The 13,674-nt window shown below is 63.4% G+C and carries 14 protein-coding genes; 3 read left to right on the top strand and 11 right to left on the bottom strand.

Going from position 1 to position 13,674, the window contains the following annotated elements; all coding sequences use genetic code 11:
* From NKJ06_RS30940 to NKJ06_RS30950, 3 genes are all read right to left on the bottom strand, one after another.
* Positions 1-439: DUF6101 family protein (locus tag NKJ06_RS30940; protein WP_352811844.1), on the bottom strand; the 439-nt coding region annotated here is incomplete at its 3' end.
* 185 nt (positions 440-624) lie between these two features.
* On the bottom strand, positions 625-2,055 hold the full coding sequence (locus NKJ06_RS30945; RefSeq protein ID WP_352626521.1) for an FAD-binding oxidoreductase: 1,431 nt from the start codon (positions 2,053-2,055) through the stop codon (positions 625-627).
* Positions 2,056-2,078: 23 nt separating this feature from the next.
* The gene (locus NKJ06_RS30950; RefSeq protein ID WP_352626519.1) at positions 2,079-3,038 is read right to left on the bottom strand and encodes an L-threonylcarbamoyladenylate synthase; all 960 of its coding nucleotides are present in this window, start codon (positions 3,036-3,038) and stop codon (positions 2,079-2,081) included.
* Between the two features lie 191 nt (positions 3,039-3,229).
* On the opposite strand from NKJ06_RS30950, the gene NKJ06_RS30955 reads away from it, so the two are divergent.
* Together NKJ06_RS30955 and NKJ06_RS30960 are read left to right on the top strand one after the other, a co-directional pair.
* Positions 3,230-3,688: a hypothetical protein gene (locus NKJ06_RS30955; protein ID WP_352811847.1), complete on the top strand. Its 459-nt coding sequence runs from the start codon at positions 3,230-3,232 to the stop codon at positions 3,686-3,688.
* A 178-nt stretch (positions 3,689-3,866) separates the two neighbouring features.
* Positions 3,867-4,253: a hypothetical protein gene (locus NKJ06_RS30960; protein ID WP_352626515.1), complete on the top strand. Its 387-nt coding sequence runs from the start codon at positions 3,867-3,869 to the stop codon at positions 4,251-4,253.
* A gap of 80 nt (positions 4,254-4,333) precedes the next feature.
* Here NKJ06_RS30960 and NKJ06_RS30965 read toward each other — a convergent pair whose 3' ends face one another.
* Together NKJ06_RS30965 and NKJ06_RS30970 are read right to left on the bottom strand one after the other, a co-directional pair.
* On the bottom strand, positions 4,334-4,636 hold the full coding sequence (locus tag NKJ06_RS30965; RefSeq protein ID WP_352626513.1) for an ATPase: 303 nt from the start codon (positions 4,634-4,636) through the stop codon (positions 4,334-4,336).
* Positions 4,637-4,686: 50 nt separating this feature from the next.
* Positions 4,687-7,413: a glycine--tRNA ligase subunit beta gene (locus tag NKJ06_RS30970; RefSeq protein WP_352626511.1), complete on the bottom strand. Its 2,727-nt coding sequence runs from the start codon at positions 7,411-7,413 to the stop codon at positions 4,687-4,689.
* A gap of 195 nt (positions 7,414-7,608) precedes the next feature.
* On the opposite strand from NKJ06_RS30970, the gene NKJ06_RS30975 reads away from it, so the two are divergent.
* On the top strand, positions 7,609-7,785 hold the full coding sequence (locus NKJ06_RS30975) for a hypothetical protein (RefSeq protein WP_352626509.1): 177 nt from the start codon (positions 7,609-7,611) through the stop codon (positions 7,783-7,785).
* A 3-nt stretch (positions 7,786-7,788) separates the two neighbouring features.
* Here NKJ06_RS30975 and NKJ06_RS30980 read toward each other — a convergent pair whose 3' ends face one another.
* The 6 genes from NKJ06_RS30980 to NKJ06_RS31005 all read right to left on the bottom strand — a co-directional run.
* Positions 7,789-8,709: a glycine--tRNA ligase subunit alpha gene (locus tag NKJ06_RS30980; RefSeq protein ID WP_352627290.1), complete on the bottom strand. Its 921-nt coding sequence runs from the start codon at positions 8,707-8,709 to the stop codon at positions 7,789-7,791.
* A gap of 265 nt (positions 8,710-8,974) precedes the next feature.
* Positions 8,975-10,750 (bottom strand): tetratricopeptide repeat protein, encoded by a 1,776-nt coding sequence (locus NKJ06_RS30985; protein WP_352626507.1) that lies wholly within the window; start codon positions 10,748-10,750, stop codon positions 8,975-8,977.
* 232 nt (positions 10,751-10,982) lie between these two features.
* Positions 10,983-11,426 carry a DUF1284 domain-containing protein gene (locus tag NKJ06_RS30990; protein ID WP_352626506.1) on the bottom strand — a complete coding sequence of 148 codons (444 nt, stop codon included), beginning with the start codon at positions 11,424-11,426 and terminating at the stop codon, positions 10,983-10,985.
* Positions 11,423-12,013, bottom strand: a complete 591-nt coding sequence (locus NKJ06_RS30995) for a biotin transporter BioY (RefSeq protein ID WP_352626505.1) — start codon at positions 12,011-12,013, stop codon at positions 11,423-11,425. The genes NKJ06_RS30990 and NKJ06_RS30995 overlap by 4 nt, the downstream gene beginning before the upstream one ends.
* A gap of 205 nt (positions 12,014-12,218) precedes the next feature.
* A complete protein-coding gene (locus tag NKJ06_RS31000) occupies positions 12,219-12,887 on the bottom strand; it encodes a GntR family transcriptional regulator (RefSeq protein ID WP_352811850.1) in 669 nt (222 codons plus the stop codon).
* 106 nt (positions 12,888-12,993) lie between these two features.
* On the bottom strand, positions 12,994-13,674 hold a 681-nt coding region (locus tag NKJ06_RS31005), incomplete at its 5' end, for a polyprenyl synthetase family protein (RefSeq protein WP_352811852.1).

Raw genomic sequence — 13,674 nt, forward strand, 5'->3', positions numbered from 1 at the left:
GCAGCGTCTTGATGGCGGCGCCGAGCGATTCTTCAAGGGTGCGGGCAACGCCGTCCGATTCGATCAGCAGCATCGGCAGACGGTAGGCGTCGGCCCAGGCGCGCCAGTCGGCGGCGACATCGTCGAGATCGTCGGCAACCAGCAGCGGCACCGACAGCATCGGATCATTGTGCAAGAGTTCCAGGGTCACGGTGACATTGCCGTCCGGGTCCTCCATGGCGCGAGCGGCAACGCCGCGGAACGCATTGGCGGGCAAAACGACGATCGCGGGCAGGCCGCTCATCTCGAGCAGGCGGCGGATCACGGCGCCGCGTTGGTCGATGGTGAAGGTCACGTCGCCGTAGTCGTCGCGTGTCGCGTAGCTCACCACTTGCGGCAGGCGAAATGGGTCGAGACGCATGTTGCGTCCCGCCCAGACTGGCTTCAGTCCGGTGTTCATAGATTGCCTTCCTGTCTGTCTCCTGAGAGCCGGTGTCCGGTTCTCTCCGGGCCGGTTTTTCCAGCCTCGTTTGTATGGAGACAGTAGCGCGGGCTCCTTACCGCCCCGCTTAAGAAAGTCGGTTAAATTTTGCTGATCTCAGGGATGGTTATCGGAATCCCACCAGCCACAAGATGTTGAAAGGATCAGATAACCTTACCGGGATTCATGATGCCGGCCGGGTCGAAGGCAGCTTTCACCCTGCGCATCAGATCGATCGCCATCGGCGGCGCGGTGGCGATCAGTTCGTCGCGCTTCAACTGGCCGATGCCATGCTCGGCCGAGATCGAACCGTGCAGGCTGCGCACGACGTCGTGCACCGCCTTGTTCATGGGATGGTAGAGAGCGAGAAACGCCTCGTCGTCGCCGTCGACGGGCCGCGAGATGTTATAGTGCAGATTGCCGTCGCCCATATGGCCGAAGCAGACCACGCGGGCGCCGGCGCTCACCGACGCTACGGCGCCGGCGGCTTCTGCGATGAAACGCGGGATCGATGCGATAGGCACCGAAATATCGTGCTTGATCGAGGCGCCCTCCGGTTTCTGCGCCTCGGGCAGCAACTCGCGGAAATTCCAGAAGGCATCGCCCTGCCCGAGACTTGCCGCGATAACGGCATCGCCGACGAATTCCTGCTCGAGGCCCGCCGAGAGCACGTCCTCGATCAACGCTCTCGAATCTTCCGATGAACGGCCGGACGAAATCTGCATCAGCACATACCACGGCCAATCGTCGACCAAGGGTCGCACCACGCCCTGGGCATGCGCCAGCGTGAAGTCGTATGGCCGCCTGCCGATCAGTTCGAAGGCGGTCAGTGCTGCCCCGGCGCGGTCCATCGCCAGGCTGAACAGGGAGAGCGCGGCTTCGGGCGACGATAGGCCGACGAACGCGACTTCCCGACCCTTCGGCTTCGGAAACAGCTTGAGCACGGCGGCGGTGATGACGCCGAGCGTGCCTTCGGCGCCAACGAACAGGTTTTTCAAATCGTAGCCGGTGTTGTCCTTCTTCAGCTTGCGCAGATCGTCGAACACCTCGCCGGTCGGCAACACCACCTCGACGCCGAGACAAAGTTCGCGCGCATTGCCGTAGGCAAGCACGCCGGTGCCGCCGGCGTTGGACGACAGGTTGCCGCCGATCTGGCAGGAGCCCTGCGCGGCCAGCGACAGCGGAAACAGCCGGTCGGCGGCATCGGCCGCCTCCTGCAGCGTCTGCAGGATGACACCAGCTTCGACCGTCACCGTGTTGGACAGGACATCGATTTCGCGGATGCGGTTGAGCCGCGACAGCGACAGGATGACCTCGCGCCCGGAAGTGTCCGGCACCTGGGCGCCGACCAGGCCGGTGTTGCCGCTTTGCGGCACGATTGGCGTTCCCGTCTCGGTCGCCAGCCGCATGATCCGGCTGACCTCGTCGACGCTGCCCGGCCGCAGCACCAGCGATGTCGCGCCGTGCCAGAGCCCGCGCCGTTCAACGAGGTAAGGCGCGATATCCTGCTCTTCACGCAGCGCATATTTGTCGCCGACGATCGCCGCGAAGCGATCGGTGAGAGCGGGATCGAGTTTGTCTGAATTTTCGGTCATGGGGAAAACTATGTTGTGGGCCGTTAGATGTCACGAGGGGCGGCGGCACGCGAGAGGCGATCGTTGATCGCCTCGCCCAGGCCGTCGAAGGGAACCGGCTCGACGGCGATGGTCCGCGCGCCGCTGCGGTCAAGCTCCTGCATAAAAGCGAACAGGTTGCTCGCCGCTTCGCGCAGGTCTCCGGTTTCGGATAAATTGAGGAAAGCGGCGGCGCGGCGCCAACCTTCCGCCCGTTGGCCGCCGAAGCCGAGCAGGGCTTCGCCCTCGTCGACCGACCCGGCATTGAGCCGCATCGCGGCGCCCGGCGCATAGTGCGAGGCAAGCATACCGGGCGCCTCGACGTCGGTGGCACCGCCGCGCAGCAATTCCATGCCGATGGCTGCCTCGATCTCCTCAGCGGCGATGCCACCGGGCCTCAGCAGCCGTAATCTGCCACGTTCTGCTTTGACAATGGTCGATTCCAGCCCGACCGGGGTTGCGCCGCCATCGACGATCAGCTTGATCCGCGCACCGAGGTCCGCCGCCACCGCCTGCGCGGTCGTTGCGCTGATCTTGCCGGATGAATTGGCACTGGGCGCGGCAAGCGGGCGGCCGAGCCTGGCGATCAGATCACCGCCAAAGCCCCTCGGCATGCGCAAGGCAATCGTATCGAGCCCGGCCGTAACCAGCGGATGGATGCCGTTGCCGGGCCGCTGCGGCAGCACCAGTGTCAGCGGGCCAGGCCAGAAAGCCAGCGCCAGTTTCTTCGACAGCGGATCGAACAGCGCGAGGCGCTCGGCCATCGCCATGTCGGCGACATGGGCGATCAACGGGTTGAAGCGCGGGCGCCCCTTGGCCTCGAAGATGCGCGCCACGCCGGTGCCGTTGGTGGCGTCGCCGGCAAGTCCGTAGACGGTTTCGGTCGGGATGGCGACGACATCGCCACCCCTGAGCAGCGCCAGCGCCTGCTCCATCGCCTCGCCAACGGCAAGTATTTCAGCCACTCTCGTCACCTCGCAGATGCGGGGTGCGTAATACGATGGCGGCCGTTGGGCAAGTCGTTGTCGGGCAAGACGCTGTTGGGCAAATCGGGCATTGGCAATTTATCAATTCCTAAAATGCTATGCTTCCACGAAAGCCGGTATCAATTCCGGCCCGTTATTGTGCAGCTTCTGGGCAAAGGGGAGCGGTCATCATGTCTGTGCGTATCCTGCTGGGTATCATTCTTGCGGCGGCAACCGGTGGGGCCCAGGCCTCGTCTCTCGTTTTCCCGGGCGCGTCATCCTCGACACCGTCGATCATCAAGCTGGGCGCACCTATGGCCAGTGATGCAAAGTCGGTGGTGGCGGTCGGCGAAGCTCAGCCCGACGTCACCTTTGAAAAGGTGGCGGCGATTCCGGACAAGCCCGTGGCCGAGCATGGTTTCCAGCCAGGCCCGATGGTCATTCGTGGCGGCGTTACCGGTCCCGCCTTCTCGGCGCCGGCGCCAACCGCCGAACCCGCCGCAGCTGCTGCGCCGGCCCCAGGCACCGCGCCGGCAACGGCCACGGCCTCTGCAGCCCCCTCGGGCAACGCTGAGAACCAATCCGCCCCGCCGAACGCCCCGATGCAGGCAGCAGGTCAGCGGATGCCTCCGAACGGCTATACCAAGTAGCCTTGCTCAAGACAGGCTGACGGTGACGGCGTGACTTGACTGCGGTCCGGCGCCCGGCGCACCATCGTCCGGCAAATCCCGTTTCGGTTTATGTCAGCCGCTGGATGCCATCGCCTGTATTTAGGCAAGCGGCCCTGGCAGACGGGATTTCATCGCTTAGGGGCAAAGGGGGTAGATCATGAGAAGATTCGAAACCGTCACCGCGGCTGGCATTATGCTGGCCGCATTGCTTGGCGGCACGGCTCATGCCGACGACATGCTGGGATCCTATGTCGCGCGCATTTCCGATCGGGACCATCAGGCGAGTGACGGCTATGCACTGGACAATGCCGCGCAAATGGTGCGGCAGGACCGCGCCAACTGGCACAAGTTCCACCGCCGCGACAGCGACGATGAGGGTGATGGCTGGTTCAGGACCAACGACCAGCGCGCCGATCTGCAACGCATGCTGGAGCGCGGCGGCGCCATGAGTTCCTCGACCAAGCGCGCCATCGTCAATGGCGAGCCGCTGATCCAGGTCGACGTCTACGAAAACAGCGTGCGCGTCAGCATTCTCGAGAACTGACCGGGCTCAGCATTCGGGACGACTGACGAAAAAAGGGCGGCGCGTTGGCGCCGCCCTTTTTCATCGATAGCGACTGAATCTCAGGCCGCTTCTTCCTTGTCGTCGACCTCTTCGGCCTCGCCGTCTTCGTCGTCATCCGAGAGCGTGGCAGCTTCGGCGTGGTCGCCTTCTTCGCCTTCTTCATCGTCGCCATCTTCGTCATCGTCAGACAGATCGGCGGCTTCGACCGCTGCGGCCGCGGCATGATCGAGGGTGGTTTCGGAAGCGGATTCAAGCGCCTCGGCGGGAGTTTCTTCTGTCACTTCGATGTCGTGATCGGAATTCATGGAAGCCTCCGTGGGGTTGGGAACATGTCCTTTTTGCCACGAAGAGATCATCGTCATATGACTGTAAGCCGGCTCGAACGACCGGCTGGAAGATATTTTTTCAGTCCTTAACCGGCAATCTTCGAGAAATCCGCGACCTGACCGGTGGCCGCGCGGATGCGGGCGAGCAGCGCCAGGCGGTTGGCGCGCACGGCCTGGTCCTCATCATTCACGAGAACATGCTCAAAGAATGAATCAACCGGCTCGCGCAACACGCTAAGCGCCAGCAGGGCGGCGGAAAAGTCATCGTTTTGAATCGCTTCGCCGGCTTGCTTCTCAGCCTGGTTCACCGCCGCAAACAGAGATTTCTCGGCATCCTCGCGCAACAATGCCGGGTCAACGGTTTCGGCGACCGCCGTTTTCTTCTTCTCCTCGGCAGCCAGGATGTTGGCCGCACGCTTGGTGCCGGCGAGCAGATTTCTGCCATCCTCTGTGTCGAGGAAGGAGCCGAGCGCCTCGACGCGGCGGACGATCTGCAGCAGGTCATCATTGGACGATTGGCCAATCTCCCCCCTTGAGGGGGAGATGCCCGGCAGGGCGGAGGGGGGCGCTTGGCGCTGAGAGGACGGCGGGACAGCGCCCCCCTCTGTCGGCTTCGCCGACATCTCCCCCTCTAGGGGGGAGATTGGGCGCGAACTTGTCGCCAGCACTGCATCGATCAGATCGTGGCGGGCACCCTGATCGCGGAGGTAGACTTTCAGGCGGTCGTGGAAGAAGGCGATCAGGTTTTCAATCTCTTCTTCCCTCCTTATCTGCGACCGCTCGAACGCATCGCTTGGAATCGCTGAATCACGCTCAATGACGCGGTCGATCAAAGAGTCTCCGCCTAGTTGCTGTTCCAACTCAGCAGCAATTTCAGACTGGCGATCAAGCTGACGATCGCGGATATAGTCTGCAACTTCCTCCGAAGCCTCGAATGTCGATGCTCTTAGCGACAACCTTACCCCGTTCTCGACCAGAATCCTGATCACACCCAACGCCGCTCTGCGCAACGCATAAGGATCTTTCGAACCAGTCGGCTTTTCGTTGATCGCCCAGAAGCCGACAAGCGTATCCAGCTTGTCGGCGAGCGCCACCGCAATCGAAACCGGATCGGTCGGCACACGGTCGGACGGGCCTTGCGGCTTGTAGTGTTCCTCGATGGCCGCGGCGACTGAAGCATGCTCGCCCTGGAGCAGCGCGTATTTGCGGCCCATGGCGCCCTGCAATTCGGGAAACTCGCCGACGACTTCGGTGGTGAGATCGGCCTTGGCCAGGACAGCGGCGCGACTTGCAAGCGCGGTAATCTCCCCCCTCGAGGGGGAGATGTCGCCGAAGGCGACAGAGGGGGTCGGCACGACGGGGCGCGACGCCCTATCGCTGACAGAGGATGCCGGCACTTCACGCGAGGCGACCCCCTCTGGCCTGCCGGCCATCTCCCCCTCAAGGGGGGAGATCGACTGCGCCACGATCGGCGCCAGTTCTTCGGCCAGGCGCTTGATCCGCTCCACCCGCTCGCCCTGCGTGCCAAGCTTGGCGTGGAAAGTCACGCCGAGATGGTCGAGGCGGGCCATGCGCTGGTCGAGGGGTTTCTTCAGATCGAGTTCGAATTTTTGCGCTGACGCCTTGAGCTCACCAAGATCAGGCAAATCGCCCTGGTCGGTCGTCCAGAAATACAGCGCGTCGGACAGACGGGCGCGCACCACCTTGCCGTTGCCGTGGGCGATCTCCTTGCCACCGTCCTTGGCCTCGATGTTGGCGGTGAGGATGAAACGGTTGGAAAGCTGGCTAATCTCCCCCCTTGAGGGGGAGATGGCCGGCAGGCCAGAGGGGGTCGGTTCGATCGGGCTCGGCACAGATGGCGCCAGCGCTTCACGCGAGGCGACCCCCTCTGTCGGCTTCGCCGACATCTCCCCCTCAGGGGGGGAGATCAGGCGCGATGTCACAAAGCACTTCTGGTTGGCGCGGATGGTTAGCCGGATCACTTCGGCGGGTATGGCGAGGAAAGCCTGCTCGAATTCGCCCATCAGCACGACCGGCCATTCAACCAGCCCGGACACCTCTTCCAGCAGCCCATCGTCCTCGACTAGGTCGAGCCCGTTGGCGAAGGCGAGATTGCGGGCATCGGCAAGGATGATTTCCTTGCGGCGGTCGGCATCGAGCACGACCTTGGCCGCTTCCAGCTTGGAAACATAGTCGTCGAAGCGGCGCACCGTGATGGCATCGGGCGCATGGAAACGGTGGCCATAGGTGATGTTGCCGGAGCGGATGCCGTCGATCTCGAAATCGACCACCACCGGCTCCTCGGTCTCCGGGCCGAAGGTGCACAGGATCGATTGCAGCGGCCGCACCCAGCGCAATGAACCGGGCTTGGCCGAGGCCGGGCCCCAGCGCATCGATTTCGGCCAGGGGAAATTGCGGATGATGTCCGGCACCAGCTCGGCGATGATCTCTTCCGCAGGCCTGCCCGGCTTCGAAATGTGGGCGACATAAAAATCGCCCTTCTTCGGATCGGAATGGATATGCGCCTCGGCGACCGAAGCAAGCCCTGCCTTGCGCAAGAAACCCTGGACCGCCTGTTCAGGCGCTGATGTCGACGGCCCCTTGATCTCGTCGCGAACATCCTTCGAGCGAGCGGTCAGGCCCCTGATATCGAGGGTCAGACGCCGCGGCGTCCAGTACTCGCGCGCCGCCTCATAGGTCAGCCCCGCCTCGACCAGACCGTCGGTCAGCATCTTCTTCAGGTCACCCGCCGCCTTGCGCTGCATGCGCGCAGGGATTTCCTCGGAGCGAAGTTCTAGAAGCAGGTCAGGCATCGGGGTCAGCTCATGCGGGAGAGTGGTCCGGGCGGGGCATAGCAACTCGGCTGGCTGCTGTCACCCTTTACACAAATTTTGGCCATCCTGTCGGGACGAGACCACGCCACCCGTCCTTGGATCAAAGATTTCCATGAACCGAACTCAGCGCTGAAGCGACACACGCTCAGGCAGGGAACCATTGGCTCAACGACCATGAAAACGGCATCCAGACTTCTGCAGATCCTCGCACTCAGCGCCTGCTTCACCGCGCAGGCTCACGGCGCGTTCTCGATGCCGGGTGTACGGCAGGCATTGCGGACAATGGCCGGCGCGAGCGGGCAGATCCTGTCGCCAATCAACGCTTCCCTCGAGATGATGAAGCGTGCCTGAAACTCAGGCCGCCAGGCCACCCGCCTGCGTCTTCAGAAACGCCTCACCGCAAGCTTTCGCCAGATTGCGCACCCGCAGGATGTAGCTCTGCCGTTCGGTGACCGAAATCACGCCGCGCGCATCGAGCAGGTTGAAGACATGGCTGGCCTTGATGCACTGGTCGTAGGCCGGGAAAACCATGCGGTGCGTCGGCAGATTGTCGTTCGACGCCGGCGCGCCGGCATCGAGCAGCGCTTTGCACTCGGCCTCGGCGTCCTCGAAGTGGCGCAAAAGCATCGCCGTGTTGGCGTATTCGAAATTGTGCCGCGAATATTCCTGCTCGGCCTGCAGGAAGACGTCGCCATAGGTGACCTTGTCGGCGCCTTCGCGGCCGTTGAAGTTGAGGTCGTAGACATTGTCGACGCCCTGCACATACATGGCCAGGCGTTCAAGCCCGTAGGTCAGCTCGCCGGCCACCGGCGCGCATTCGATGCCGCAGACCTGCTGGAAGTAGGTGAACTGCGACACCTCCATGCCGTCGCACCAGCATTCCCAGCCGAGGCCCCAGGCGCCCAGCGTCGGGCTTTCCCAATCGTCCTCGACGAAGCGGATATCGTGCAGCAGGGGATCGACGCCGATCGCCGCCAGCGAGCCGAGATAGAGCTCCTGCAGGTTGGGCGGGTTGGGTTTCAGGATCACCTGGTATTGATAATAGTGCTGCAGCCGGTTCGGGTTCTCGCCATAGCGGCCATCCTTGGGACGACGCGAAGGCTGGACATAGGCCGCATTCCAGCGCTTCGGTCCGAGCGCGCGCAGTGTCGTTGCCGGATGGAAGGTGCCGGCGCCGACTTCCATATCGTAGGGCTGCAGGATGACGCAGCCATAGGCCGCCCAGTAATTGTGCAAGGTCAGGATCAGCCCCTGGAACGAGCGGCTGGGATGCATATGGGCGGGGATTTCAATCGTCACGGGGGGCCTCGACAGCACAGGCTAGCTTGCCGGCACGTCCTAGAGACACGGCGGCGAAGCGTCAAGCAAAGCGCCGCCGCGAAGCTCTATGACAAGGGTTGCCGAGCGCTCCGGGTTCGTCGTCTACCGGAAGATGTTTTGAGACCGTCTCCGCAAATCGGCAGGCGTCTGGACGGGCGCATCTAGCCCAAACGGAAACGGGGCTCCGAAAAGAGCCCCGCTCGTATTCAAAAAAGTCGGTTCACCCCTTCGGGGCGGGCACAGGCTCAGGCTTGACCTTCTGGGTTTCCTGCGCCGTGTTGGACTCGATCGGCGGCAGGCCCTTCATCAGCTTCTGCTGCAAGGTGGCCAGCACATCGGGATCTGGCTTCAGGTCGCGGGCCTGGTTCCACTGGAAGGTTGCTTCCAGCTTGCGGCCGACGCGCCAGTAGGCGTCGCCAAGGTGGTCGTTCAGAACCGGATCTTCCGGCTTCAGCGACACGGCGCGTTCCATTTCGCGCACCGCATCGTCGAACCTGCCGAGGCGGAAATAGGCCCAACCCAGCGAATCGACGATGTAACCGTCGCTCGGCCTGAGGTCGACGGCCTTCTGGATCATCGCCAGGCCTTCCTTGAGGTTCATGTTCATGTCGACCCAGGAATAGCCGAGATAATTCAATACCTGCGGCTGGTCGGGGAACAGCTCCAGCGCCTTCCGGAAGTTCGGCTCGGCCTTCGGCCATTCCTTCAGCCGCTCATAGGCGATGCCGCGCTGGTAGAAGATGTTCCAGTTGGCCGCGGTCGGCGTCTTCAGCGCCTCGACGGCCTTGTCGTAGAGATTGGCGGCCGAGCGGAAATCCTCCTTAGAGGAATAGACGCCGCCGAGCGCCAGATAGGCGCGCATGTCGTCGGGGTGGGCGTCGACGAAGGCCTTCAGATGGGTGATCGCCTCCTCATGACGGTCGAGATCGGCAAGGTTGAGGCCGAGCTGCAGGTCCGAAAGCTCCTTCAGCGGCGAAGTCGCGGGGATCCGCCGATAGAGCGCGATGGCGCCCTCGCCGTCCTTCAACTGCTCGGACACGGCAGCGAGCTGCACCAGCGCCGCATCGCTGTCGGGCTTCAGAGCCAGTGCATATTGCAGATAGAGACGGACGAACGGCTCGCCGCCGCCGCGATTGAGCGCGGTCGCGAGGTCGAGCAGAATCTCGGAGGCGCCGTCAGACGGACCGGCAACGAAGGGCGCAATCTTGTCGCCCTTGGCGATCCTGTCGCGCAAGGCGACGATTTCCAGCTTGCCGGGCGAAAACGCCTCAGCCTGATCGAGCACCGACATCGCCTTGGTCTTGTCGCCCTTGCGGGCGAGGAACGACGCGTAGGCCTGGGCGTTGCGCATCCAGGTTTCGGGAGCGGCACCGCCGGCGGCCGTATCCTGCATCGTCGCGGCGTAGATCGCCTCGGCCTTTTCGGGCATACCGGACGCATCGGCGATCAGGGCACGGTGGAACGACTTGAACAGGCCGAACCAATCCGGCCCCTGCAGCTTGTCGATGGAAGCCATTGCGTCACTGGGTTCGCCGGCGCCCTGTTGGGCCCAGCCTGACATGACCCCGGAGATCAGCCGGTCAAGATCGGATTCCAGCGACAGCTTGAGCCAGTACTGCGCCTTGGTGAAATCCTTCTTGTGGAAGGAATCGACAGACAGTGCCAGGCGCGAGAAGCGCTCGACATCCGGAACTTCCTTGAGCTTGTCGGCATAGACCAGGGATTCGTCGAAGCGGCCTTGCGCGATCAGCGACAGCATCAGGCTCTGCTGCAGGCCGGTGTCGCTCGGGTCGAAGGCCAAAGCCTGCTTGTAGTAGGCGATGGCGCTGTCGAGGTCGTTGTCGCCTTCGGCGATCCGGGCTGCCAGATAGGCGCCCGAGAACGACGTGATCTTGACCGGTTCGGTGGTTTGCTTGGCATAGGCCGGCAGAGCCGAGATCGCTATGCCTGCCACAATTGCCAGCCTTGTCAGCCAGCGCGCACGTCCTTGCCGCATTGTATTCCTTTCAGCCAGGCGCCATCTCCGAGTCAGCGGATCGGCGTAGACTCGATCTTCCTGATAAAGCATGGCCTTTTTGGGGTCGCGCTTCAATCCGCCTCGAATTCACAATCCGGGCACCCGATTAACAAACCATGGCGGCAGGCACCAGTTTTCCGATCTTGAATTTCGGCCGTGCCCTGCGCGAAGCCGAATATCACAGATTCGACCGCTGGGCTCGGCGCCAATATCAGCGCTCACCTCGCGAAGCAGACCGCTGCACCAGCGTGTCGCCATATCCGCCGGCCGCAATCGTGCCGCACAGCTCATTCCACTCGCAGCCGCCGCAAGCCTTGCGCACGCGCCCAGCCGAAAACGCCTGCCGCATCCGGGCCAGCATCGAGGCATCGAGATCGAGCCTGGCGCCGATCCGGATTGGGCGCGCCAGCAATTCCTCCAAATCCTGTGCCGCGAGCCGGTCCCGCTCGACGACGCTTTCGTTGAGACAATGCGGTTCCGGCTCGTCGAGCAACGGGCCGCAGACATCGTCGGGGCCGGAAACGAGGAGGGCGTCCTCGCCCCGGCTCAGGCGCTCCGCTACGCGATCGTAGTTGGCGATGAAGGCGGGACTGTATCCCTTGCCCACATAGGTGAGCAGGCAAAGGAGGTGATGGGCGCGCAGCCTGATCGTCACGGATTGGCCGGCTTAGCCCTGCCAGGAAGGGCCATGAGTGTCGCGGCACCCAGCGCCGACTTGAGCAAGCCGCCGACCAGGAAAGGCAGAAATCCGAACGTGATGGCCTGTTCGACGCCGATCATGACGGCGAGCCACATGGTGCCGAGAACCAGGCAAGCAAGGTTGCCGAGCAGCATGGCGGCGAAGGCAAGCATCACCCTGTTGCCGTTCCAGCCGCGTTCGGCGAGCCAGCCAACCAGCGCGCCGGTGACCGGAAATGCGAAGAGGTAGCCACCGGTCGGCCCGACGAAATGCTGTACGCCGGCGGCGCCGCCGGCCAGCACCGGGAAACCGACCGCGCCCTCGACCAGCCAGGCGGCGATGGTGATGGCGCCAAGCCGCCAGCCATAGAGCGCGCCGATCAGTGTCACGGCGAAGGTCTGCATGGTCACCGGAACCGGAACCATCGGCACTTCGATGTATGAGGAGAGCGCCAGGAACAGCATGCCGAGCACGACGGCTCCAACCTGCCAGACAAGAGAGCGGCCTTGAAGCCGAAGCGGACTGAACGATGGCTTGCTGGACGAGAATGCGACGTCTGTCATTGGGATTCCTTCGATCGATTGCAAATTATAGATAATTTCTGTTTTCGATCTATTATCGAATCCACAATTCCCGCGGGATAGCAAGCCTTCGCTGTGCAAAGGCCGCCTAAAGTGTCGCAACTGAGGTATTCAGGCGACCCGCTTCAGGTCTCTGCTTGCATGCATGTCGTTCCCCAAAACCAAGGTCGCTTTGGGCGACAATGCATCAGCCGACGATGGCAAAGGCTTCGCGCGTCGTCCCGGAAGCCGTCCTGACTGGCTTGCGGCCAATCCATTGAACATGCCGCCCCAGCGTCACGGCTGCCGATTCGGTGCTTCCCTGCCGCAAGGCGGTGAGTATCGCGCGATGATCCTGGTCGGTACGTGCCTCCCATTCCGATCGCCAAGCCGCAAACAGGAAGCGGGCACTCGCCGCGTGCAGGTCGTCGATGGTGGCGAGCAGGCGCGGCATGCCGCATGGCGTCAGGATCAGCCGGTGGAAGGCGCGGTTGACTTCTTCCCACGACCTGACATCGCGGGACTTGTCGCCGGCCTTGGTCGCCTCCTCGGCGAGATCGAGAATGGCCGATGTCAGGTGCGGCGCGGCGTGGCGCAGCGCCAGCACTTCGAGTGCGGCGCGCATTTCGGCGACCTCCTTGACCTCGCCCAAGTCGAAAGCGGCGACACGCACGCCACGGCGCGGCTCGCCGACGGCCAGCCCTTGCGCTTCGAGCCGGCGGAAGGCTTCGCGCACGGGAACATGGCTGGTCTGGAATTCCTCGGCGATATGATCCTGCCGAAGCCTGGCTCCCGGCTCGATCGCGCCGGAGATGATGCGGTCCGCCAGCACCTTGCTGATGCGCACCGCGATGGTGTCGTCTGTGCCCTTTGCCATGTTTTATAGATAATTTGCGGCGAGGCATGTTGTCGAGACGGCGGGACCGAATTCGCAAACTTCCTCATCACCGCGAGCCAGAGGAAGCGCCGCTAAAGTCCAGCCTTCAGTTCACCCGGCTGATGCAGAAATCGATGACGTCGATCAGCGCCGATTTCTGCGGCGTCGCTTCCAGCGGCGCCAGCGCGTCGCGGGCGATCTCGCCGAAATGGCTGGCGCGCCCGATCGTGTCGGCGATGGCGCCGTGGCGGGTCATCAGGCCGATCGCTTTTTCCAGACCGGCGTCATCGGTGACATTGTCCTCGATGGAGCGCTTCCAGAAGGTGCGCTCGGCCTTGGTGCCGCGCCGGTAGGCGAGGATGACCGGCAAGGTCACCTTGCCTTCGCGGAAATCGTCGCCGACATTCTTGCCCAGATCCTTGCTGGTGCCGCCATAGTCCAGCGCGTCGTCGATCAGCTGGAATGCAAGGCCGAGATTCATGCCATAGGAGCGCAGCGCCGCACGGTCGTTGCGCGTCGCCTGGGCAATGACCGGACCGACTTCGGCAGCCGCCGAAAACAATGCCGCGGTCTTGGCCTTGATGACGGCGAAATGCTCGTCCTCGGTGGTTTCGAGGTTCTTGGCGGCGGCAAGCTGCATCACCTCGCCCTCGGCGATGATGGAGGCCGCGCGCCACCCGGTGTGGAGCGCGTGGCGCGCTCCCCCCAGCCCCCACAAGGGGCAGGCCCGGCCGCGCCGGATATAGCCCGCCCGCCCGCGCGGCGGGGTGCCCCCGAACAAGGGGGG

This window comes from Mesorhizobium sp. M0293, assembly GCF_040321735.1.
Taxonomy (GTDB): Bacteria; Pseudomonadota; Alphaproteobacteria; order Rhizobiales; family Rhizobiaceae; genus Mesorhizobium.